This is a genomic window from Providencia sp. PROV_01 (genome assembly GCF_053098325.1).
The window spans coordinates 2,124,071-2,148,735 of sequence record NZ_JBRFKD010000002.1; the positions used below are offsets into that span (position 1 = coordinate 2,124,071).

A 24,665-nucleotide genomic window follows, 5' to 3' on the forward strand; every position below is an offset into this window, starting at 1 on the left:
TTATACAATGGATTATACGCTCACCCGCATAGATCCGAACGGTGAGAACGACCGTTACCCACTGCAAACCCAGGAAATCGTCACTGATCCACTGGAGCAGCAAGTTGAAAACAGTGTTTACATGGGGAAACTTTCTCATGCACTTCACGATGTGGTTAACTGGGGGCGCAAAAACTCTCTCTGGCCATATAACTTTGGTCTTTCATGTTGCTATGTAGAAATGGTGACTTCGTTCACGGCTGTTCATGACGTCGCCCGCTTTGGTGCAGAAGTACTGCGTGCTTCACCTCGTCAAGCCGATTTCATGGTAGTAGCAGGTACCTGTTTCACTAAAATGGCGCCTGTTATTCAACGTCTGTATGACCAAATGCTTGAACCAAAATGGGTAATCTCCATGGGTTCATGTGCCAACTCTGGTGGCATGTATGACATTTATTCTGTTGTACAAGGCGTCGATAAATTTATTCCTGTGGATGTGTATATTCCAGGTTGCCCACCGCGTCCAGAAGCCTATATGCAGGCTCTGCTTCTGTTGCAAGAATCTATCGGTAAAGAGCGTCGACCGCTGTCTTGGGTTGTTGGAGACCAAGGGGTTTACCGTGCCAATATGCAATCAGAAAGAGAAAGAAAGCACGGTGAACGTATTGCAGTGACTAACCTGCGTACACCAGACGAAATTTAAGGCTTAAAGCCATACAGCGTAACAGAGCAATGTTGTTGCGAAATAATAAACCTGATCAAGCGTTATGGTGAAGAATGATGACAGATCAGATAGCGCAAGCGAGTAGTACCCAGCCAGGATGGCAGACACAGGATCATTTAAACGACCCTGTGCTTCTGGAACTGCGCAATCAATTTGGGCCGGATGCCTTTTCTGTTCAAGCAACTCGTACTGGCATGCCAGTGGTTTGGGTGCGTCGTGAACAGTTACTGGAAGTGGTCGATTTCCTAAAGAAATTACCAAAACCGTATGTCATGTTATTTGACTTACATGGGGTAGATGAGCGTCAACGAATTCACCGTCAAGGTCTGCCAGAAGCAGACTTTAGTGTTTTCTACCACTTCATCTCTATCGATCGTAACCGCGATATCATGTTAAAAGTCGCTCTTAATGAGAAAGACTTAAACGTGCCTTCGATCGTTTCACTGTTCCCGAATGCGAATTGGCATGAACGTGAAGTGTGGGATATGTTCGGTATCACCTTCCAAGGTCACCCAAATTTACGCCGCCTTTTAATGTCTCCAAGCTGGGAAGGTCATCCGCTGCGTAAGGATTATCCTGCGCGTGCGACTGAGTTTGACCCTTTTGTGCTGACTAAGCAGAAACAAGATCTGGAAATGGAAGCTTTGACTTTCAAACCAGAAGAGTGGGGCATGGCACGTGGAAATGAAAACGAAGATTTCATGTTCCTGAACTTGGGGCCAAACCACCCATCCTCACACGGTGCGTTCCGTATCGTGCTGCAATTGGATGGTGAAGAAATTATCGACTGTGTGCCCGATATCGGCTACCACCACCGTGGCGCTGAAAAAATGGGTGAACGCCAGTCGTGGCATAGCTACATTCCTTACACTGACCGTATCGAGTACCTCGGCGGTTGTGTGAATGAAATGCCATATGTGTTGGCCGTTGAAAAACTGGCTGGCATTGAAGTGCCGGATCGCGTGAAAACCATTCGTGTCATGTTGTCTGAGTTATTCCGTATCAACAGCCACTTACTGTATATCAGTACCTATATCCAAGACGTTGGTGCGATGACCCCTGTCTTCTTTGCGTTTACCGACCGTCAAAAAGTCTACAACGTCATTGAAGCAATTACCGGTTTCCGTATGCACCCCGCATGGTTCCGTATCGGTGGTGTTGCGCACGACTTACCGCGTGGTTGGGAAAAACTGCTTCGCGAATTATTAGACTGGTTGCCAAAACGTTTAGAGTCTTATGTGACTTCTGCACTGAAAAACTCCATCTTAAAAGGTCGCTCTATCGGTACTGCAATGTACTCAAAAGAAGAGGCGTTGGCATGGGGTGTGACAGGAGCTGGATTACGTGCAACAGGCGTTGATTTTGACGTACGTAAATGGCGTCCATATTCAGGCTATGAAAACTTCGAGTTTGATATTCCTATCGCTCATAACGGTGACTGTTATGACCGCGTGATGATCAAAGTGGAAGAGATGCGTCAGAGTATCCGTATTCTTGAGCAATGCTATAAGAATATGCCAGAAGGCCCATTCAAAGCTGACCATCCACTGACAACTCCGCCACCAAAAGAACGCACGTTGCAGCACATCGAAACCTTGATCAACCACTTCTTGCAAGTGTCTTGGGGGCCGGTGATGCCAGCAAATGAGTCATTCCAGATGGTTGAAGCTACGAAGGGTATCAACAGCTACTACTTAACCAGTGATGGTAGCACCATGAGCTACCGTACGCGTATTCGTACCCCGAGCTATGAGCACTTACAGCAAATTCCTGCGGTGATCAGAGGTAGTTTAGTTTCAGACTTAATCGTCTATCTGGGTAGTATCGATTTTGTAATGTCGGATGTGGATCGCTAACCATGCATAATGAACATAACGAAAATGAGAAGCACAATGAGCTCAATGTCGTGAATGTGTTTGAACCGCAAGTCAATCATGGCTTTGTCTTAACAGAGAAAGAGCGTGAAGAGATTGAAGGTGAGAAACACCATTACGAAGATGCACGTGCTGCCTCAATTGAAGCACTGAAAATTGTGCAAAAAAACCGCGGTTGGGTTGAAGATGGTGCGATCCATGCTATCGCTGACGTCTTAGGCATCCCAGCCAGTGATGTTGAAGGTGTGGCGACATTCTATAGCCAAATCTTCCGCCAGCCAGTGGGTCGCCACATTATTCGCTATTGCGACAGTGTTGTTTGCCATATTACAGGTTATCAGGGCTTAGAAGCTGAAATCATTAAACAGCTGAATATTCGCCCGGGCCAAACAACAGCCGATGGTCGCTTTACGTTGCTGCCAACCTGTTGCTTGGGTAACTGTGACAAAGGTCCTACGATGATGATCGATGAGGACACTCACAGCTACGTGCAGCCTGAAAATATTCAAAAATTACTGGAGCAGTATCCATGACAAATTCTGTTAATCCAGTGATCCGTACTGCTGAAACTCATCCTCTAACATGGCGTTTGCGTGATGACAATCAGCCTGTTTGGTTAGATGAGTATCGCAGTAAGAACGGATACAAAGGTCTTGAGCGTGCGCTCAAAGGCATGGCTCCCGATGAAGTTGTGAATCTTGTAAAAGACGCTGGCCTGAAAGGGCGCGGCGGTGCGGGTTTCTCAACGGGTCTGAAATGGAGCCTGATGCCAAAAGACGAAAACATGAAACTGCGTTACTTCTTATGTAATGCGGATGAAATGGAACCGGGCACCTATAAAGACCGTTTATTGATGGAGCAACTCCCTCACTTGTTAGTTGAAGGGATGATCACAGGCGCTTATGCACTTAAAGCTTATCGTGGTTATATCTTCTTACGGGGCGAGTATGTTGAAGCTGCGCAAAATCTGCGCCGTGCCATCGAAGAAGCCAAAGCGGCGGGCCTGTTAGGCAAAAATATCCTCGGTTCAGGTTTTGATTTCGAACTATTTGTTCACACCGGCGCTGGGCGTTATATCTGCGGTGAAGAAACTGCACTGATTAACTCCTTAGAAGGCCGTCGCGCTAACCCACGTTCTAAGCCACCATTCCCTGCAACATCAGGTGCTTGGGGTAAACCAACTTGTGTCAATAACGTCGAAACTATTTGTAACGTGCCAGCAATTTTAGAGCACGGCGACCAATGGTATATCGATTTAAGCGCAGGTAAGAGTAAAGACGCGGGCACGAAATTGATGGGCTTCTCTGGCCGCGTGAAAAATCCGGGTTTATGGGAATTGCCATTTGGTACCACGGCACGTGAAGTGTTGGAAGATTACGCAGGTGGTATGCGTGATGGACTGAAATTAAAAGCATGGCAGCCAGGTGGGGCAGGGACAGATTTCCTGACCAACGACCACCTCGACTTACCGATGGATTTCGAAAATATTGCTAAAGCAGGTAGCCGTCTTGGTACTGCATTAGCGATGGCGGTTGATCATGAAATCAACATGGTTTCTTTAGTGCGTAACTTAGAAACCTTCTTTGCCCGTGAATCCTGTGGTTGGTGTACGCCGTGCCGCGATGGTCTGCCATGGAGTGTGAAAATTTTACAAGCGCTGGAAAAAGGCGAAGGGCAACCGGGGGATATTGAAACCCTAGAGCAGCTGTGCCGTTTCTTAGGGCCGGGTAAAACTTTCTGCGCTCACGCACCGGGTGCGGTCGAACCGCTACAAAGTGCCATCAAATATTTCCGTGATGAATTCGAAGCGGGTATCTCGCAAAAAGATCTGCGTAACATTGTGCAGATTGCGGGTATCCAACCCAACCTGCTGAAGCAGCGCTGGTAATTGTTTAGCGATTGAGCAACCGCTAAATAGATTTTTCACGAAGAACGTATTTTTGATTAACGCCTGCTTTATGCGGGCCTTTGGGAAGCATGCTGACTATGGCTACAATATATGTAGACGGCAAAGAATATGACGTAAACGGGTCTGAAAACCTGTTACAAGCCTGTCTTTCTCTAGGGCTAGATATTCCTTATTTTTGCTGGCATCCGGCGCTGGGAAGCGTTGGCGCTTGCCGCCAGTGTGCGGTTAAGCAGTATCAGAACGCAGATGACACACGCGGTCGCCTAGTAATGTCTTGTATGACACCCGCAACGGAAGGGACTTACATCTCTATTGATGATGAAGAAGCCAAACAATTCCGTGAAAGTGTTGTGGAATGGCTGATGACCAACCATCCTCATGACTGTCCAGTCTGTGAGGAAGGGGGAAACTGTCACCTACAAGATATGACGGTGATGACCGGTCATAACATGCGTAAATATCGTTTTACGAAACGTACTCACATTAACCAAGATCTCGGTCCATTTATTAGTCATGAAATGAACCGTTGTATCGCGTGTTATCGTTGTGTTCGTTACTACAAAGATTACGCAGATGGCACAGACTTGGGTGTGTATGGTGCACATAACTATGTGTATTTCGGTCGTACTGAAGACGGTACACTGGAAAGTGAGTTCTCCGGTAACTTAGTTGAAGTTTGTCCTACTGGGGTATTCACTGATAAAACACATTCAGAGCGCTATAACCGTAAGTGGGATATGCAGTTTGCACCCGGTATCTGCCAACAGTGCAGTATCGGTTGTAACACGAGTCCGGGTGAGCGTTATGGTGAAATCCGTCGTATCGAAAACCGTTATAACGGTTCGGTAAACCACTATTTCCTGTGCGACCGTGGTCGTTTTGGTTACGGATATGTCAACCGTAAAGATCGTCCTCGTCAAGCGGTACTCAATAAAAATGGCGTCAAACAAGTCATTTCGGCTATCGAAGCAATGCAAAGTGGTGCGCAAATTATCAATCAAGCGAAAAAAGTGATTGGTATCGGCTCTCCACGCGCGAGCGTTGAAAGCAACTATGCATTGCGCGCATTAGTCGGAGCAGATAACTTCTATTCAGGTATTTCTGCGGGAGAGCAACGCCGCTTAGCGCTGATGCAAAACATCCTGCAAAACGGCGGTATCTATACGCCAACATTGCGTGAAGTAGAAGGCTATGATGCGGTACTGGTACTGGGTGAAGATTTAACTCAGACAGGTGCACGTATGGCGTTATCTGTTCGCCAAGCGGTGAAAGGTAAAGCACGTGAAATGGCCGCAGCGCAAAAAGTCGCTGACTGGCAAATCGCCGCAATCATGAATATTGGTCAACATGCAAAATATCCGCTGTTTATTACCAACGTTGATGATACGCGTTTAGACGATGTGGCTGCCTTTAATTATCGTGCACCAGTAGCTGACCAAGCACGTTTCGGTTTTGCTATCGCCAATATGATTAACGGCGAAGCCCCTGCGGTGAATGATTTACCCGCAGACTTAAAAGCCAAAGTTGAAACCATTGCTCAGGCATTAGCTGGTGCGAAAAAACCATTAATTATTAGTGGTAGCCATAGTGCCAGCGAGGCAATGATCCAAGCGGCCGCTAACGTGGCATTTGCGTTAAAAGCCAAAGGCGCGAATGTTGGGTTATCTTACTTAGCATCTCATGCCAATAGCTTCGGTCTGGCAATGATGAACGCACAGCCATTAGACAGCGCTTTAGCTCGCATTGAAGCGAACGAAGCGGATGTGGCTATCGTTATCGAAAATGACCTGTACCGTCACAGCAGCGTGGATGCCGTCAATAGCGCATTAGCGAAATTGAGCCACTTGATTGTTGCAGATCATCAGCAAACCGACATCATGGATAAAGCAACATTGGTTCTGCCAGCAGCAAGCTTTGCTGAAGCAGACGGTACGTTGATTAACCAAGAAGGTCGTGCGCAGCGTTTCTTCCAAGTCTTTGACCCAACTTATTACGACAAAGCTATCGTGATGAACGAAAGCTGGCGCTGGATGCATTCACTGCAAACTGAAGCGCAAGAGCGTGATGCGGATTGGTCGCAACTTGATCACGTTATCGCAGATTGTGTTGCCGCAATGCCACAATTCTCGGGTATGGTAGATGCTGCACCAAAAGCGTCTTTCCGTATTCGTGGTCAAAAACTGGCGCGTGAACCACATCGTTACAGTGGTCGTACAGCGATGCTAGCAAATCAATCTGTTCATGAACCTCGTCAACCGCAAGATATTGACTCTCCATTTGCTTTCTCAATGGAAGGGAACAACAGCCCAACCGCGCCACGCCAGCAAATTCCATTTGCATGGGCGCCGGGTTGGAACTCACCACAAGCCTGGAACAAATTCCAAGCCGAAGTGGGGGGGCACCTGTTATTTGGTGACCCGGGTATCCGTTTGTTCAATTCAACACAGAGCAAATTGGCTTACTTCACTGAAATTCCAGCGGCTTATCAAGCCAATGAAGCTCAGTGGGTTGTCGCACCTTATTACCACCTGTTCGGCAGTGATGAAATGTCACAGCGTTCAGAAGTAATTCAAGAGCGTATGCCTGAGCCTTATATCATGCTGAACACGCAAGATGCTGCGTCACTCGGCCTGTCAGCAGGAACTAAAGCGGAGTTTAGCCATGCAGGTCAAGTGTTTAACTTGACTGTCCGCCTAAGTAATCACCTGTCTACAGGTCAAATTGGCTTACCGTTAGGAATGCCAGGTATCGCACCTTCAATGGCTGGCGTGTCAGTCAATAATCTGCGGAGGGGAGCATGATGGATTGGATTTCTCCTGAAGTGATGGAAGTGTTAATTTCCATCCTTAAATCTGTCGTCATATTATTGGTTGTTGTGACTTGTGGGGCATACATGAGTCTGGGAGAGCGCCGTATTCTCGGTCTGTTCCAGAACCGTTATGGCCCTAACCGCGTGGGTCCGTTTGGGATGGGCCAGTTAATCGCAGATATGTTCAAAATGCTGTTTAAAGAAGACTGGATCCCGCAGTTTGCTGACAAGAAAATCTTTACGCTTGCACCAGTGATTGCGTTTTGTTCACTGTTCTTAGCATTTGCCATCGTCCCTGTTAGCCCGACTTGGCATGTTGCAGACCTCAATATCGGGATTTTATTCTTCCTGATGATGGCGGGTCTCGCTGTCTATGCGGTGTTATTCGCAGGTTGGTCAAGTAACAACAAATACTCATTATTAGGTGCGATGCGTGCGTCAGCACAAACCGTGAGTTACGAAGTGTTCTTAGGCCTTTCTTTAATGGGTGTGGTTGCACAAGCAGGTTCATTCAACCTGATTGATATTGTGAACTCCCAAGAAGGCATGTGGAATATTATTCCGCAGTTCTTTGGTTTTGTGACTTTTGCGATAGCGGGCGTTGCGGTATGTCACCGTCATCCGTTTGACCAACCGGAAGCAGAACAAGAGATTGCGGATGGTTACCACGTTGAATACTCAGGTATGAAGTTTGGTTTGTTCTTCGTCGGTGAGTATATCGGTATCGTAACGGTTTCTGCACTGATTGTGACGCTGTTCTTTGGTGGCTGGCATGGTCCATTCCTGCCGTCATTCTTGTGGTTTGCTATCAAAACTGGCTTCTTCATGATGATGTTTATCTTGATCCGTGCCTCTTTACCGCGTCCACGTTATGACCAAGTGATGTCTTTCGGTTGGAAAATTTGTCTGCCGTTGACACTGCTTAATCTGCTGGGTACTGCAGCAGTGATTTTATACAACGCTCAGTAAGGGGTGATTGAACCATGACATTGAAAGAGTTATTGGTCGGTTTCGCCACCCAAGTACGTAGTATTTGGATGGTCGGCCTGCATGCGTTCGATAAACGCGAAACGCAAATGTATCCAGAAGAGCCGGTTTATCTGCCACCCCGTTATCGTGGGCGTATCGTGTTAACACGCGACCCTGACGGTGAAGAGCGTTGTGTTGCGTGTAACTTATGTGCGGTTGCTTGCCCTGTGGGATGTATCTCACTGCAAAAAGCTGAACATGAAGACGGCCGCTGGTACCCTGAATTTTTCCGCGTTAACTTTTCGCGCTGTATTTTCTGTGGTCTGTGTGAAGAGGCTTGCCCAACCACGGCAATCCAATTAACACCTGATTTTGAAATGGCCGATTGGAGACGTCAGGATCTGGTTTACGAGAAAAATGACCTGTTGATTTCAGGTCCGGGTAAATATCCTGATTATAACTTTTACCGTAAATCGGGTATGGCGATTGCAGGTAAAGACAAAGGTGAAGCGGATAACGAAGCGAAACCGATTAACGTCAAAGACCTGTTGCCATAAGGAGCGATATTCATGGAATTTACATTTTATATCGCCGGTCTAGTTGCCATTTTAGCAACTTTAAGGGTGATAACGAATACAAATCCGGTGCATGCACTGTTGTATCTGGTTGTTTCTCTGCTGGCTCTGTCAATGGTGTTTTTCTCCCTCGGCGCGTATTTTGCTGGGGCGTTGGAAATCATCGTATATGCAGGTGCCATTATGGTCCTGTTCGTGTTCGTCGTGATGATGCTCAACTTAGGGCGTTCTGTTCAAGAACAAGAGCGCGCTTGGTTGACGCCGAAAAACTGGATTGGCCCTGCGGTGTTATCCGCGGTTTTATTGGCTATCTTAGTTTACGGCATTACCTCGTTGTCTTATCAAGAAGGCATTGAGGGAACCATCATTGGGGCGAAAGAAGTGGGAATTAGCCTATTTGGGCCGTATGTTCTGGCTGTCGAATTGGCATCTTTGTTATTACTCGCAGGTTTAGTGGTAGCATTCCACGTTGGACGTGACCGTAAAGAAAACGGTGCTGACCTTGTCAGCATCGAGAAGGCGGAGGAACAAAAATGATACCTCTAGAACACGGTCTGATTTTAGCGGCGATTTTATTTGTGATGGGGCTCAGTTGCCTTGTTATTCGCCGTAATCTGCTTTTCATGCTGATCGGACTGGAAATCATGATTAACTCAACTGCACTGGCATTTGTGGTTGCAGGGAGTTTTTGGGGGCAGCCAGACGGCCAAATTATGTATATTTTGGCAATCGCATTGGCTGCAGCGGAGGCGAGTATTGGATTGGCGTTGTTACTGCAACTCCATCGTCATCGTCAGAACCTGAATATTGATAAAGTCAGTGAGATGCGCGGATGAACCTACTCTATTTAACTATTCTGTTGCCTTTACTGGGGTCGGTGCTGTTAGCCTTCTCTCGTGGACGCTGGTCAGAAAACGTTTCGGCCATTATTGGTGCGGGGTCGGTTGGCTTAGCGGCCGTCGTCGCATTCTATGCTGGCAATGAATTTTTAGCTCAAGACGCAGGTAGCGTATTCATCCAGCCACTTTGGACTTGGATGTCTGTCGGTACCTTTAATATCCCATTCACTCTAATGTTAGATGGCCTGTCATTGACCATGTTAGGTGTGGTAACGGGTGTGGGCTTCCTTATCCACGTATATGCATCTTGGTATATGCGTGGCGAGGAAGGTTACTCACGTTTCTTCGCTTACACTAACTTGTTTATCGCAAGCATGGTGGTTTTAGTCCTCGCTGACAACATGATGCTGATGTATCTCGGTTGGGAAGGGGTAGGGCTGTGCAGTTACCTGTTGATTGGTTTCTATTATACCAATCCAGAAAACGGCAAAGCGGCGATGAAAGCGTTCTTTGTAACGCGTATCGGTGATGTGTTCCTCGCAATTGGTATGTTTATTCTGTGGAATGAGCTTGGCACACTGAATTTCAGCGAAATGGCGGTGTTAGCACCTCAAAAATTTGCGGAAGGTTCAAGTGCGATCAACTGGGCAACCTTGATGTTATTAGGTGGTGCAGTCGGTAAATCAGCACAGTTACCATTGCAAACGTGGTTGGCAGATGCGATGGCGGGTCCAACGCCAGTTTCTGCACTGATCCACGCCGCAACCATGGTAACCGCGGGTGTGTACTTAATTGCTCGTACCCATGTTCTGTTCCTGTTAGCACCTGAAGTATTACATTTAGTCGGCGTTGTGGGGGCTGTGACATTAGTACTGGCTGGGTTTGCTGCACTGGTGCAAACCGATATCAAACGTGTGCTTGCATACTCCACGATGAGCCAAATCGGTTATATGTTCTTGGCACTAGGTGTACAAGCATGGGATGCAGCCATTTTCCACCTGATGACACATGCTTTCTTTAAAGCGTTGTTGTTCCTGTCAGCAGGTTCAGTCATTTTGGCATGCCACCACGAACAAAATATCTTCAAAATGGGTGGGCTGCGTAAGCAAATTCCATTCATCTACGCTGTGATGTTAATCGGCGGAAGCGCGCTGGCAGCATTGCCACTGTTTACCGCAGGTTTCTACAGTAAAGATGCAATTTTGTGGGGTGCACAGCTTGATGGACAAACTGTGTTGTTGTGGGCAGGTATCCTCGGTGCATTAATGACCGCAATTTATACCTTCCGTATGATTTTCATCGTGTTCCACGGTGAAGCGAAAATCAAAGCGCACAAGGTTAAAGGCATCACTCACACATTACCACTGGGCATTTTGGCTATTCTTGCAACGTTTGTTGGTGCATTAATCCACCAACCACTCGAAGGGGTTTTCCCAGCCGAAGCCGCAGGCAGTGAAGACGGTAAAGTCTTACTCGAAGCGATTTCTGGCGGGTTTGCTATCGCAGGTCTATTAATTGCGGTATTCCTCTATCTGTTCAGACGTTCAATAGTCGATGCTATCGCGAAAACTGCAGTGGGTCGTTTCTTCAGCGCATGGTGGTACCAAGCGTGGGGATTCGATTGGCTGTACGATGTAGTCTTTGTTAAGCCATTTAAAGGTATAGCATGGCTACTAGAAAGCGATCCGATTAACTCTCTGATGAATATCCCTGCACATCTTTCACGTTGGGCAAATAAAGGGCTTGCAGTGAGTGAAAACGGCCAAATTCGTTGGTATGTTGCCTCGTTGGGGCTGGGTGCAGTGCTGATTCTTGCTCTGCTGCTTTTGGTTTAATTAAGGGACACATTGCGCCATGCTATTACCCTGGCTAATACTCATTCCCTTCATCGGAGGCCTGCTAAGCTGGCAGGCTGACCGGTTCAGTCATCGCGCACCGCGTTGGATTGCACTGGCAACGATGGGAATAACATTGATACTTTCCGTACAATTGTGGTTACAAGGGAGCTACTCCCTTGTCAATCCACAAGGTATTCCACAATGGCAATCTGTTTTCTTTATGCCGTGGATCCCGTCACTGGGAATTGACTTTCATTTAGCAATTGACGGTTTATCACTGCTGATGGTCGTGTTAACGGCTATCATGGGGGGCTTCTCAATTCTGAGCTCTTGGAGTGAAAACCAGAAAAACCAAGGTGCGTATCACTTTAACCTGTTGTGGATTATCACAGGTGTGATGGGGATTTTTACCGCGGTTGACCTGTTCTTATTCTTCTTCTTCTGGGAGATGATGCTGATCCCAATGTATTTCCTAATTGCCAATTGGGGACACAAAGGGTCAGAAAACAGACAACATATCAAAGCCGCGACTAAGTTCTTCATCTACACGCAAGCAAGTGGTTTGATCATGCTAGTGTCCATCATTGGCCTAGCGTTGGCGAACTACAATACTTCAGGTGTATTAACATTCGACTATAACCAACTGCTAGGTGCAGAACTCTCTAGCAATGTCGCGTTTATGTTGATGTTAGGCTTCTTTATCGCCTTTGCCGTTAAAATGCCACTGGTCCCTTTCCATGGTTGGATGGCAGATACCCAAGAGCAATCGCCAACAGCGGGTTCAGTGGATATCTCCGGTATCATGCTAAAAACCGCAGCATACGGTCTGTTACGCTTTACCTTACCTCTGTTCCCAGAAGCGTCTATCCAGTTCACTCCAATAGCGATGACACTGGGTGTGATCAGTATTTTCTACGGGGCATGGTTAGCGTTCAAACAAACGGATATCAAACGTCTGGCGGCGTACAGTAGCTTATCCCACATGGGGTTTGTGACAGTCGCTATTTACGCGGGTTCAACCTTGGCTTACCAAGGTGCGGTGATTCAAATGATCACCAACGGTTTGTCCGGTGCGGCACTGATTATCATCAGTGGTCAACTGTATGAACGTACACAAACTCGTGATATGCGCATGATGGGTGGATTATGGAAACGCATTAAATGGTTACCAGGAATGTCCCTGTTCTTTGCTGCGGCAACGTTAGGAATGCCAGGTACAGGTAACTTCATTGGTGAATTCATGATCCTGTTCGGTAGCTTCAGCCAATTCGCGTTAGTGACCTGCATTATGGTCTTTGGTGTGGTGTTTGCGTCTATCTATTCACTGTGGATGATGCAACAGACCTACTACGGTACACCTAAGTCTGAAAAAGAAATGAAAGGGTTAACGGCACGTGAATTTGGTGTGCTGCTGGCTCTGGCTGCTTTACTGGTTATTATCGGTTTCTACCCACAACCAATTTTAGATACCTCAATTGGTTCGATGGAAACATTGCATAACCTGTATTCTGCTTCACTTACAACATTAGGGCTGTAATTCGCCATGACAATAACTCCTCAAGAACTGATCGCAATACTACCACTGATGATCGTCGGGTTGACGGCGGTGGTTGTGATGCTGTCCATTGCGTGGCGACGCGATCACCTGACTAGTGCCGCGCTGACAGTATCAGGCTTTATTATTGCGTTGCTTTCACTCATTTGGGTAGCCGATGGCTACCTAATGGATGTGACTTCGCTTATTCGTGTTGATGGCTTTGCACTGTTCTATAGCGCATTAGTCCTGATTGCAGGTATTGGAACGTCTATCTTTGCTTACCACTGGTTAGAAGGTTTTGGTGATAATAGAGATGAGTTCCATTTACTTGTTGCTATCGCAGTAGCGGGCGGTGTGCTGTTATCTATGTCAAACCATATGGCATCAATGTTTATCGGTATTGAGCTGATTTCATTGCCTCTGTTTGGTCTAGTTGCCTATACCTTTGAGCGCAGTCGCACATTAGAAGCCGGGATCAAGTACATGCTGTTATCTGCAGCCGCGTCTTCATTCCTGTTATTCGGGATTGCGTTACTGTATGCAGAATCGGGTAGTTTAAGCTTTGCTGCTGTTGGTCAAAGCCTTTCCGATAGCCAAATTCACGCACCATTGGTGATGATTGGTTTCGGTATGCTGATTGTAGGTTTTGGCTTTAAACTGTCACTGTTTCCATTCCAACTGTGGACACCAGACGTTTACCAAGGTGCGCCAGCACCAGTGTCAGCCTTCTTAGCAACCGGTAGTAAAATCGCTATCTTCGCAGTATTAGTGCGTATTTTTCTGGAAGCACCAATCGCCAATAGCAATACGTTAGCGATTGTGATTTCTGTGATTGCTATTGCATCTATCCTGTTTGGTAACTTACTGGCTATCACACAAAAAAGTGCAAAACGCTTACTGGGTTACTCATCTATCTCACATATGGGTTATTTACTGGTCGCTCTTGTTGCGTTACGTATCGACCCTGTTGCGTCACAAGTCACTATCGCAATCTACTTAGTGGGTTACTTGTTTGCGAGTTTAGGGGCATTTGGTGTTGTGAGTATCGTTTCAAGCCCTTACCGTGGTGATGATCAGGATGACTTTAGTGCATTCCGCGGGCTATTTTGGCATAAGCCAATTCTTGCAACGGTAATGACGGTAATGATGCTTTCATTAGCTGGTATTCCAATTACATTAGGGTTTATTGGTAAATTCTATGTGATTGCATCCGCAGTGAATGCAGAGTTATGGTGGCTAACGGGGGCTGTAGTGGTAGGTAGTGCTATTGGTTTATATTACTACCTAAGCTTTATGGCTAGCCTATATAGTCGTGATGCAGAACATGCAGAACGTTATACAGGCCCTGAAAAAGCAACGTTAGGAACTGTTGTTGCTGTTATTTGCGCCATTGCTGTTATCGTCTTTGGTGTATGGCCACAACCACTTATTGATATGACATCAACAGCGCTTGCTGTGATTAACTAATAGGCCAAAATTTCCTATTGCTAATAAACCGGTTACTTCTAAGTAGCCGGTTTTTTTTAATCGGGTAACTGGCGTTGATATTGATATTCCATATCGTCTAAGAAAGACATGAGTACCTGACTTGCTAAGTTAATTTTTTGAATATTCAACATTTTTTCAGACGATTTTTCATTAATAAAATGACACCATTGCAACCAATAATCTTTAATTAAGCTTATCTGAGTAATAATTGACAATTTATGCGAATCTATAGTGGTTATTTGGTCAGCTAATAGCATGAGCTGAGAAAGCTTAAATATTGTTTTATCAATATGGTTAACTTCTTCTTTTAATTCTAAAATTTGATTGCCTAAATCTAATCTGACCTCGACAAGTTGCGCAAATTCCAAACCATCATCAATGATTGATAATAAATTTTTAATAAAGGCAACGGCTGATTTTAATATTTGTTTTTTATTTGTTGGCATATCAATTGAGTCAATTAATTCGTCATTTAACAAATGTTTCTTTAAGAAATCGGTAATTTTAGATTTTAATATAATATCTTCTGCTGCGATGATAACGGAGTGCTGTTGATTGATTTCATCTATTTTTAGAGTTTTGCTATTTTTGGATGTGACTAGAAGTTCTTTCTGCTCAGTATATTGATGTAGTTTGTGCTGATTGCTTTCTTCTAAATGAATGAGTGATAAAGAATCAGTGGTATAACTGAATTTGGTAATTATTCTTTCTAATTCTAACTTGAAATCAATTAAATCTTCAATGAAGCTTTTAACTAAGATTTCATCAGGTATGTTGATATTTTCATTATTTAATTCGCTTTTTAAAATTTAATTTAATTTTATTTTAAGTTTCGGTATTGAGTTTCTGATTATTTCATTGATATTAAAAGATTTACTGGCTATTTTTTGTATTTTTCCATGGATAATAAAATCATAATGTATTATGTTTTTATTAAATGCGGAAATTTCGTTTGACATATGCCTCAATTGATAAATATCAATAGGGGGGAGTATGGGTAAATCAAGCTTATCTTGCATATTAGTACCTTTTATTGAGGGGGAGTGTTATTTGGTTGAATTTCATCAAATAACTTTATTAAATGTGTCGAGTATTCTTGAATGGTATACCAAGATGTAATAGCACGTTTAAAATGAGTAATGAACTGAATAAGTTTTTCAGCGTTATTGATTTTTTTGAAAACCTCGATTGATTGAGTTATTTCGGTTAGGAGGACTAGCCACATATAATCTAAGTGGTCAACGGCTAACCGGGCATCTTTAAATAAACTATCAATTTTATGGAGATTGATTTGAATATCAAAAATAACTTTTTGGGCAAATTTTTCTTTGTTGATTTGGTCACTAATTGATTGTATTTCTGTTAATGTTTCATTCTTTTTTGCCCGAATTTTTTCAGCCTTTGAGCCAAAAATCCCTCCAGTGATAATGAGGCCGATGACACCACCAACTAAACCCGTAAAACTGAGTTTCACAAAGTGTGAATACTCGAGTTCTAATTGCTGGAGTTCTTGTTTTTTCATTTTAAGTGATTCTTGTAAATAGGAATCGGTTGTTTCATTATTAGTGGGATCAAGTTGTTTATATAACCCTTTAACATTGAATAGCAATGATTCAACATGTTGATAATTAGATAAATAACCACCTGTAATATGTACGCGGAAATCAGAAATGATATTTTTAATATTACTTGTCTTAATAGATTGGTCTTTAATATCATCCCTAATTAATTGTAAGATATTAGTTAGCTCGGTAGCTATTTGCTGGTCATCATTTTGATAATATATTTCATCTAGTTCATGTTCACTAATATCATTCAAACTCTCAGACACTTTTTTCAAAATAGGCATATGGTTTATATATTCAATAATTTGCCCACCTGTTTGTATAATGTTTCGGCTAACTAGAGATAGATTGACAGATTGTTCTTTAACATGTTGTTCAACGTTATCCCAGCTATTGGCATGTTCACGAATATTGATAATGGTACCAATTAGTTCATTTGTATCGATTGGCAAGGTTGTTGATGAGGTAATACCAAACCATTTTAGAATATCATTTTTTTTCCAAGGCAAAGAAAGAGAAAAGTAAACGTGGCGATGTATGCTAATTAAATCATCTAATGTGAAAATACCGACTTCACGGGCTGAAAGTGTGTCTTGATTAGTTAATAAAGCTAAGGTTGTATGGCCTATATGTTCTTTTTCAATAATTCTATCGTAATTATCTTTTGTATTCATTTTAAATTCCACATTGATTAAGTTAAAGATTGAATGCTTATTTTTCTTAGTACTGTTGTATGGTTAAATTACCTATTTATTGCAAATAAAAATATAAAGTTCATATTTGTTAACCTACTAGAAATTGACTGAAAGTTTTATATTAAAAAATGAAAATCAGAGCTAAAAATAGCATTTTGAATAATTTAATATGTGTTTTAAATATTATTCTCTATTATTTTTATTTGAAAATTATCTATAGTGGTGCTAAATAAAATAACTAATAAGAATATGATATTAATTAAAATATACGATAATTTTTTTGTTTTGAATTAAAAAGGCTTGCAATGGAACATGGGTTTAAAGCTGACATATCACTATGTTTCAAAATGAAATTTTCATTGGGTAAAAATGATGCAGTTTCGAGAAAGAAGCAAAGATTAAAGGGGATAAAATCACATTTTCTATTAATTAAATGAATGGAGTGCTATGTAATATACATAATAAGCTATACTATCAACAGCCTGAAGGTCACTATTAGTGAGTGATAACAGGTTTATTTTGACACAGCTGCTCTTGGCTATCGTCATTTGAGCCATAAAAAATAATTATAGCGAAGTACTAAAAGCAATCTCTTAATTGCAGGTAATCTACTTTTAGTGCTGAATGGGCGGTATAGCATTTACTGTTAGTCATCAATGTATTAAAAAATTGTATTGCGCTATATAATAACCGTAGTGAATTTGTGTGATGTAGCAGTGGGAATCTAAAGTGAACTATAAAAAAATTGATCAATTGATAACTGAAATTTTGGACCATTTGTCTACATTGACACTAAAAAATCAAGAGTTTACTCGTTTAGTTTGGCAATTAGATGCACAAACCTCTTTTCCTGGTCTTTCATGGCTGTCGGCACAGCAAAGTTATCCTCAATTTTATTGGTATCAACGCACTGGCGCCGAGGAATGCAGTGCTCTTGGTATGGTGAAATCCTTTGATTCGATAGATACGGCACAAGTTTTTTTATCCCAGTATCCTGATATGCCAGAGATGCGCCTATGGGGGCTTAATGGCTGGAATGCGGTTGGAACGGGCATTCCTGAAGAGATAAAACGCCAAGCAACTTTTTGTTTTTTGCCCCGCATTGAAATTCATCGATTACGTTCGACAATTAGTGTTAGCGTCAATATTGAGGGGGAAGAAGACCGCTTGAATGCTATTCATCTTTTACAGCAATTGAAGCCGGCTTCTCATGTGAGATTGACATTGAATGCCAATATTACTGCACAAGAACATATTCCTACGCATGATGAATGGTGTCGTTTATTAAATTGCGCTATTGATGACATGAAGTCAGGGAAGATGGAAAAAGTGGTGATGGCAAGGGAAACAAAACTCACCCTGTCTAAACCCATTGCGGTTGCTGAGTTTTTAGCCCAAAGCCAGCAGGTGAATCATCATTGTTACCATTTTATGATGGCCTTCAACGCACAGTCAGGGTTCATCTCTTCGACTCCGGAACGTTTATATTTACGGCAAAATGAACAACTGAATTCTGAGGCCTTAGCGGGAACTGTCGCTAATGACCCTGATGACGCCGTCGCTGCGGAGTATGCTAAGTGGTTGATGGAAGATAAAAAGAACCAACACGAAAATTTAGTCGTTGTGGATGATATTTGCCAACAATTACAAGGTGCAGTGACGGGAGTTGACGTATCATCAGCAAAAGTGATCCGCTTGAGAAAAATCCAACACCTTTATCGCTCTATTGTTGCGACATTAATCAATCCTTCTGATAGCGATTGCTTACAACGTCTTCAACCTACCGCTGCCGTATGTGGTTTACCTCGCAAAGTTGCACGGCAATTTTTAGCAAGTAATGAACCCTTTTCTCGTGGCTGGTATGCAGGAACTGGCGGGTTTATTAGCTTAAATAAAAGTGAATTTGCGGTATCTCTACGTTGTGCACAAATAGAAGGTGCGCATGTCTCATTATATTCAGGTGCGGGCATTGTCAGTGGCTCAGACCCAGAGCAAGAGTGGATAGAAATTGAAAATAAAGCGGCGGGGCTTAAATCTTTGTTTGGAAATAACGAAAAACCATAAAGTTAAAATGGTTATTTTCTTTTATTTCAATTAGTTCACCAAAAATTGTTCTGAGATCAAGAAATTTATTTCAGCCAGTCTAAACTAGTTGATAACTAATAATTTGCTGAGCATATTATGTCGAATTCTGCTTTTAATCTCCGTTGGGCTGAAGTGATTATTGAAGCACTATCTCGCCACGGAATGAAACATATCTGTATTGCGCCAGGCTCTCGTTCGACGCCTTTGACTCTGGCTGCCATCAATAACGCCAAATTACATTGTCACACCCATTTCGATGAGCGTGGTTTGGGTCATCTGGCACTTGGATTGGCAAAAGCCAGCAATGAGCCAGTAGGTGTCATTGTGACGTCAGGGACTGCGGTTGCAAACCTTTATCCATCATTGATAGAAGCTGGACTAACTGGAGAAAAAGTTATTTTTCTCACCGCAGATAGGCCCCCTGAATTGATTGATTGCGGTGCTAATCAGGCTATTCGGCAGACGCATATTTTTGCATCTCATCCTGCTCAATCATTAATGTTGCCAAGGCCGACACAAGATATTTCAGCTAAATGGTTGGTAACCGCTATTGATAATGGCATGAACCAGTTACGCCATGGTGCATTTCATATCAACTGCCCATTTGCTGAGCCACTATATGGTGATATGGATGGGGAACATGAATGGCAGAAAACCCTTGGGGAATGGTGGAATTCGAGCCACCCGTGGCTCACTGAACCGTTAACTCATTCTGTCGCTCTAGTGGCAGATTGGTATTTTTGGCGGCAAAAAAAAGGCGTTGTGCTTGCCGGTAGAATGAGTGCGAGTGAAGGGGAGCTCGTTGCTAAATGGGCTCAAGAACTCGGATGGCCAGTTATAGGTGATGTGTTATCTCAAACAGGGCAGCCATACCCTTGCGCAGATTTATGGCTTCAGCATCCCGATGCTCAACAGGTTTTAAAACATGCAGAATTAGTTGTCCAGTTTGGTTCAAGCTTAACAGGAAAACGGCTATTACAATGGCAAGCCAATTGTGAACCGCAAGAGTATTGGATTATCGACTCGATACCTCAACGGCTAGACCCAGCTAATCATAGGGGAAGAAAGTTAACCTGTTCAATTAAAGGTTGGCTGGACAACCATCCTGCACAGCCGAGAAGTTTGTGGTGTGAATCTCTGCAGACGTTAGCGCAAAAAGCCCAACACCATGTACACCAACAGTTACATGACCAGTTTTCCGAAGCGGCGGTTGCATTTCAATTGCCAGAACTACTCTCACCACGAGGTCAACTATTTGTTGGAAATAGCTTAATTGTTCGTTTGGTGGATGCACTCGCACAACTTCCATTAGGCTATCCGGTATATAGCAACCGCGGCGCAAGTGGTATTGATGGTCTGATTTCTACCATGGCGGGAGTGCAACGAGCAACAGCTCGTCCAACATTAGCTATTGTTGGGGATATTTCTGCCTTATACGATTTGAATAGTTTGGCGCTGTTGCGAGAACCTTCAGCACCGACAGTCCTAATCATCGTGAATAACAATGGCGGGCAAATTTTCTCTATGCTCCCCACACCAGACGAAGCAAGGCAAAATTATTACTGTATGCCGCAAAATGTCAGTTTCGAGCCTGCTGCGAAAATGTTTGGCTTACAATATTGTGCGCCGACAGATTGGGGAACACTAAAAAATACTGTTCAACAATTTTGGCATAGTCAGCAAGGAACATTGCTGGTGGAATTACAGGTGGCAAGCGATGAAGGCGCGCGTACTTTAAAACAGCTGCTTAATGAAGTTGTGGAATTGTAATGTTATCCGCTCATCGACATCATTCTACCTCATCGGCTCCTTGGATCATTTGGTTGCATGGTTTGTTAGGCAGTGCGGATGACTGGTCACCCGTGATTGATCAAACACGGACTTTTCCATCATTAGCTGTGGATTTGCCAGGTCATGGCGGTTCTCATTCAGAGCCATGCCAGAGTTTTTCACATTTTGATCAACAACTCAGCGAGCTTTTACAGTATCATCAAATTAATGAATACTACTTGGTTGGCTATTCACTCGGTGCTCGGCTCGCAATGCATTTTGCCTGTCACTATCAGCCTAACGGGCTATTAGGTTTAGTAATTGAAGGCGGGAATGTGGGGTTAGCCAATGAACAAGAACGTGTTGCTCGAGCTGCTAATGATGAGGCATGGGCGCAACGTTTTCGTTCAGAACCCATTGAAAAAGTGTTAGATGACTGGTATCAACAAACTGTATTTGCTGATTTGTCGGCCACTCAGCGCCAACAGTTAATTCAGTTACGTGGACAAAATAACCCGCACAGCATTGCTGCTATGCTAGAAAACACATCATTAGCAAAGCAACCTTTTTTGGCGGACAAATTGCATCAATTAATCTGTCCTTATCGTTATTTTTGTGGCGAAAAGGATCAAAAGTTTCGAAGCGTTTCGCAACAATATGTTTTGCCGTTAACGCTGATTGAAAATGCAGGGCATAATGCACATCGGGAAAACCCCATGGGCTTTGCAACTGCACTACACCATTTTTTATCACACTGTGGTTAAAGGAATCTGATAATGATTTATCCAAGCGAAGAAAAATTATACGCACCAATTGAATGGCAAGATTGCTCTACAGGGTTTGAAGATATTCGCTATCATAAATCTCCTGAAGGAATTGCTAAAATTACGATTAACCGTCCAGAAGTGCGTAATGCTTTTCGTCCACAAACCGTGAAAGAAATGATCCAAGCACTGTCAGATGCACGTTATGATGACCACATTGGTACTATCATTCTAACGGGTGAGGGCGAAAAAGCTTTCTGTGCAGGCGGCGACCAAAAAATCCGTGGTGACTACGGCGGGTACCGTGATGAAAGCGGTACGCATCACCTTAACGTATTAGATTTTCAACGCCAAATTCGGACTTGCCCAAAACCTGTGGTTGCGATGGTCGCAGGTTTCTCAATTGGTGGTGGCCATGTGTTACATATGATGTGTGACCTGACTATTGCTGCGGATAACGCAATATTTGGTCAAACTGGGCCAAAAGTCGGTTCATTTGATGGCGGCTGGGGCGCATCCTATATGGCGCGTATCGTTGGACAGAAAAAGGCGCGTGAAATCTGGTTTTTATGCCGCCAATACAATGCACAAGAAGCATTAGATATGGGCTTGGTTAACACAGTTGTCCCATACGCAGATCTTGAAAAAGAAACCGTGCGTTGGTGCCGTGAAATGCTAGAAAATAGCCCAATGGCATTACGTTGCTTAAAAGCGGCATTAAATGCGGATTGTGATGGTCAGGCTGGCCTGCAAGAATTAGCCGGTAATGCCACTATGCTGTTCTATATGACAGATGAAGGGCAAGAAGGTCGTAATGCCTTTAATGAAAAACGTGCTCCAGACTTCTCTAAATATAAGCGTAATCCATAATGCGTAAAGCCCGTATTTATTCGTTCAGCCTGCCAATGGAGGCAGGCGTTATCCTTCGTTATCAGCGACTAAAAACTCGTGATGGGCTTTTAGTGTGTTTACAAGATGGGGATAATGAAGGTTGGGGAGAAATTTCGCCTCTACCTGAATTCAGTCGTGAAACATTAGAAGAAGCAACCGCCGAAACTATTAAGCGAATGAATGAATGGGTGAAAGAAGGCAAAATTTCTAATAGTCTACTACCCTCTGTTGCTTTTGGCTGTAGCTGTGCTCTAGCGGAGTTAACAGGGGAGCTACCAAAAGAGGCTGACTATCGCAAAGCACCACTGTGCAGTGGTGACCCAGATGACCTCATTTTGAGCCTTGATGCAATGGAAGGCGAAAAGGTTGCAAAGGTAAAAGTTGGGCTATATGAAGCTGTGCGTGATGGCATGGTGGTTAACTTATTACTAGAGGCCGTTCCAGAACTGAAACTGCGCTTGGATGCGAATCGCAGTTGGACTCGAACAAAAGCTGACGGTTTTGCTAAATATGTTAACCCAGACTACCGTGACCGTATCGCATTCTTAGAAGAGCCGTGCAAAACCCGTGAAGAGTCACTGCAATTTGCAGCGGATACCGGCATTAGTATCGCTTGGGATGAAAGTGTACGAGAAGAAGGCTTTATGGTTGAGGCGCAGGAAGGCGTTTCTGCGATTGTAATTAAACCAACACTGACAGGCAGCTTATCTTATTGCCGCTACTTAGTAGAAGAAGCGCATCGCTTAGGATTACAAGCCGTGATCAGTTCATCCATTGAAAGTAGCTTTGGTTTAACGCAACTTGCTCGTGTAGCACATTGGCTAACGCCAAATACCATTCCAGGCTTAGATACGGTATCACTTATTCAATCTCAATTGATACGGCCTTGGCCTCAATGTGATATTCCGCTCCAGCAGTTAGATGATTTAACGCTTGTATGGCAGAACTAGATAACTTTAAAGATTGGCCTTGGCAACACTGGGCCAATCTTCGTCCCAATGCGATCGCCCTTGTAACTGAGTCCCAAAGTATGACTTGGGAAAGTGTAAGCCAACAAGTTACTGACCTTAAAACTTACTTTTTAATGCAAGGTGTAACACAAGGGCAGTGTATCGTTTTGCGTGGGAAAAATTCAGTTGAATTATTATTGAGTCAACTGGCACTTATTGCGTGTGGCGCTCGTGTCTTACCGTTAAATCCCCGCCTCCCAGAACGGTTATTAGCAGAATTACTGCCTCATCTTAATGTTAGCGCAGCCATTGATTTTACTGATGAATCAAATTTATTAGCTAATTATCGCCATTTAGATTATCAACTCTATTATCATTTTATTGGTGATGAAAAGGTTGCTCCGGTTGTTTTTCAAGAGGCTATTCAGCAGCCTGCTACTCTGATTTTAACATCGGGGTCGACAGGTCTACCTAAAGCCGCCGTTCACAGTGTTGCAGCTCACCTCAATAGCGCTGCCGGTGTTGTTAATATGATGAATTACCAGCAAGATGATTGTTGGTTACTCTCGCTGCCGTTATTCCATGTATCTGGTCAGGGTATTGTTTGGCGTTGGCTTTTGCAAGGCGGCGCACTTGCGGTAAAAAATATCCCTTTAGCCCAGGCATTACATGGGGTGACTCATGCCTCTTTGGTGCCGACCCAGCTATGGCGTTTATTGAATGATAACTCAATGGCGAATATCGCGTTGAAAGCTGTTTTATTGGGCGGAGCCAGTATCCCTTCAACACTCACGGACTTGGCACAACAACATGGAATTGCGTGTTGGAGTGGCTATGGGATGACAGAAATGGCTTCTACAGTTTGTGCTAAACGGGCAGATGGCAAGAAAGGCGTTGGTTTACCCTTAAAAGGTAAGCAAATTCGTCTTGTGGGTGGTGAAATTCAAATCCAATCAGACAGCCAAGCGCTTGGTTATTGGTTTGATGGGCAAATTCACCCTTTAAATTGCCTAGATAACTGGTTTAAAACCAACGATAAAGGAGCATTTATTGATGGCGAGTATCAGATCCTTGGTCGTTTAGATAATTTATTTATCAGTGGTGGGGAATGTGTTCAACCAGAAGATATCGAGTCAGTCATCAATTCATACCCTGATATCAGCCAAAGTTTTATTATCCCCATTGATGATGTGCAATTTGGGCAACGCCCTGTCGCGGTTATTGAAGCAAATGAGTCCGTAGGTTTACATCAGCTGGCGGATTGGCTAAAAGATAAACTCGCACCATACCAATATCCTATGGCCTTTTATTATTTAGACCCTGAATTGAAAGCTGGGGGAATAAAAGTGTCGAGACAACAAGTGAAAAAGTGGTTGTTAGCTAGAATGCAGGAATAGGGTGAAA

Annotated in this window: 20 protein-coding genes; 18 read left to right on the forward strand and 2 right to left on the reverse strand. The window is 43.7% G+C overall.

The window, feature by feature from the left end:
- Window positions 1-7 precede the first annotated feature (7 nt).
- The 12 genes from ACU696_RS10160 (at window position 8) to nuoN (ending at window position 14,520) form a co-directional block, all read left to right on the forward strand.
- A complete protein-coding gene (locus ACU696_RS10160) occupies window positions 8-682 on the forward strand; it encodes a NuoB/complex I 20 kDa subunit family protein (protein WP_004912254.1) in 675 nt (224 codons plus the stop codon).
- Between the two features lie 74 nt (window positions 683-756).
- Complete coding sequence (nuoC, locus tag ACU696_RS10165; RefSeq protein WP_375372756.1) at window positions 757-2,559, forward strand: NADH-quinone oxidoreductase subunit C/D; 1,803 nt, start codon at window positions 757-759, stop codon at window positions 2,557-2,559.
- A gap of 2 nt (window positions 2,560-2,561) precedes the next feature.
- Window positions 2,562-3,110 (forward strand): NADH-quinone oxidoreductase subunit NuoE, encoded by a 549-nt coding sequence (gene nuoE / locus ACU696_RS10170; RefSeq protein ID WP_004912250.1) that lies wholly within the window; start codon window positions 2,562-2,564, stop codon window positions 3,108-3,110.
- The gene (gene nuoF / locus ACU696_RS10175) at window positions 3,107-4,465 is read left to right on the forward strand and encodes an NADH-quinone oxidoreductase subunit NuoF (RefSeq protein ID WP_004259820.1); all 1,359 of its coding nucleotides are present in this window, start codon (window positions 3,107-3,109) and stop codon (window positions 4,463-4,465) included. Before nuoE ends, nuoF begins: the two co-directional genes overlap by 4 nt.
- A gap of 89 nt (window positions 4,466-4,554) precedes the next feature.
- Window positions 4,555-7,287, forward strand: a complete 2,733-nt coding sequence (gene nuoG, locus ACU696_RS10180) for an NADH-quinone oxidoreductase subunit NuoG (protein WP_164528668.1) — start codon at window positions 4,555-4,557, stop codon at window positions 7,285-7,287.
- Entirely contained in the window at window positions 7,287-8,264 is a 978-nt protein-coding gene (gene nuoH, locus ACU696_RS10185) for an NADH-quinone oxidoreductase subunit NuoH (protein ID WP_004912244.1), read from the forward strand. The genes nuoG and nuoH overlap by 1 nt, the downstream gene beginning before the upstream one ends.
- 14 nt (window positions 8,265-8,278) lie before the next feature.
- On the forward strand, window positions 8,279-8,821 hold the full coding sequence (gene nuoI / locus ACU696_RS10190) for an NADH-quinone oxidoreductase subunit NuoI (protein ID WP_004259834.1): 543 nt from the start codon (window positions 8,279-8,281) through the stop codon (window positions 8,819-8,821).
- A gap of 12 nt (window positions 8,822-8,833) precedes the next feature.
- On the forward strand, window positions 8,834-9,376 hold the full coding sequence (gene nuoJ, locus ACU696_RS10195; protein WP_004912236.1) for an NADH-quinone oxidoreductase subunit J: 543 nt from the start codon (window positions 8,834-8,836) through the stop codon (window positions 9,374-9,376).
- Complete coding sequence (gene nuoK, locus ACU696_RS10200; RefSeq protein ID WP_004912233.1) at window positions 9,373-9,675, forward strand: NADH-quinone oxidoreductase subunit NuoK; 303 nt, start codon at window positions 9,373-9,375, stop codon at window positions 9,673-9,675. The genes nuoJ and nuoK overlap by 4 nt, the downstream gene beginning before the upstream one ends.
- Window positions 9,672-11,513 carry an NADH-quinone oxidoreductase subunit L gene (gene nuoL, locus ACU696_RS10205; protein ID WP_123382587.1) on the forward strand — a complete coding sequence of 614 codons (1,842 nt, stop codon included), beginning with the start codon at window positions 9,672-9,674 and terminating at the stop codon, window positions 11,511-11,513. Before nuoK ends, nuoL begins: the two co-directional genes overlap by 4 nt.
- A gap of 19 nt (window positions 11,514-11,532) precedes the next feature.
- On the forward strand, window positions 11,533-13,053 hold the full coding sequence (gene nuoM / locus ACU696_RS10210) for an NADH-quinone oxidoreductase subunit M (RefSeq protein WP_004912225.1): 1,521 nt from the start codon (window positions 11,533-11,535) through the stop codon (window positions 13,051-13,053).
- Between the two features lie 6 nt (window positions 13,054-13,059).
- Window positions 13,060-14,520, forward strand: coding sequence for an NADH-quinone oxidoreductase subunit NuoN (gene nuoN / locus ACU696_RS10215; RefSeq protein ID WP_004912223.1), 1,461 nt, complete (start codon window positions 13,060-13,062; stop codon window positions 14,518-14,520).
- 56 nt (window positions 14,521-14,576) lie between these two features.
- Here the strand turns inward: nuoN and ACU696_RS10220 are convergent, their stop codons facing one another.
- Together ACU696_RS10220 and ACU696_RS10225 are read right to left on the reverse strand one after the other, a co-directional pair.
- Window positions 14,577-15,350 carry an alpha-xenorhabdolysin family binary toxin subunit B gene (locus tag ACU696_RS10220; protein WP_447343227.1) on the reverse strand — a complete coding sequence of 258 codons (774 nt, stop codon included), beginning with the start codon at window positions 15,348-15,350 and terminating at the stop codon, window positions 14,577-14,579.
- A gap of 221 nt (window positions 15,351-15,571) precedes the next feature.
- Window positions 15,572-16,780, reverse strand: coding sequence for an alpha-xenorhabdolysin family binary toxin subunit A (locus ACU696_RS10225; protein ID WP_117162384.1), 1,209 nt, complete (start codon window positions 16,778-16,780; stop codon window positions 15,572-15,574).
- Between the two features lie 750 nt (window positions 16,781-17,530).
- Between ACU696_RS10225 and ACU696_RS10230 the strand changes: the two genes are divergently transcribed.
- From ACU696_RS10230 to menE, 6 genes are all read left to right on the forward strand, one after another.
- Window positions 17,531-18,865, forward strand: a complete 1,335-nt coding sequence (locus ACU696_RS10230) for an isochorismate synthase (RefSeq protein WP_123382589.1) — start codon at window positions 17,531-17,533, stop codon at window positions 18,863-18,865.
- A 117-nt stretch (window positions 18,866-18,982) separates the two neighbouring features.
- Entirely contained in the window at window positions 18,983-20,656 is a 1,674-nt protein-coding gene (gene menD, locus ACU696_RS10235) for a 2-succinyl-5-enolpyruvyl-6-hydroxy-3-cyclohexene-1-carboxylic-acid synthase (RefSeq protein ID WP_109911558.1), read from the forward strand.
- Window positions 20,656-21,420 (forward strand): 2-succinyl-6-hydroxy-2,4-cyclohexadiene-1-carboxylate synthase, encoded by a 765-nt coding sequence (menH, locus tag ACU696_RS10240; RefSeq protein ID WP_123382590.1) that lies wholly within the window; start codon window positions 20,656-20,658, stop codon window positions 21,418-21,420. The genes menD and menH overlap by 1 nt, the downstream gene beginning before the upstream one ends.
- Before the next feature lie 12 nt (window positions 21,421-21,432).
- On the forward strand, window positions 21,433-22,290 hold the full coding sequence (menB, locus tag ACU696_RS10245) for a 1,4-dihydroxy-2-naphthoyl-CoA synthase (protein ID WP_004912212.1): 858 nt from the start codon (window positions 21,433-21,435) through the stop codon (window positions 22,288-22,290).
- Window positions 22,290-23,261 carry an o-succinylbenzoate synthase gene (gene menC, locus ACU696_RS10250; RefSeq protein ID WP_004912210.1) on the forward strand — a complete coding sequence of 324 codons (972 nt, stop codon included), beginning with the start codon at window positions 22,290-22,292 and terminating at the stop codon, window positions 23,259-23,261. The genes menB and menC overlap by 1 nt, the downstream gene beginning before the upstream one ends.
- Window positions 23,249-24,658, forward strand: coding sequence for an o-succinylbenzoate--CoA ligase (gene menE, locus ACU696_RS10255; protein WP_196718733.1), 1,410 nt, complete (start codon window positions 23,249-23,251; stop codon window positions 24,656-24,658). Before menC ends, menE begins: the two co-directional genes overlap by 13 nt.
- Window positions 24,659-24,665: the final 7 nt, after the last annotated feature.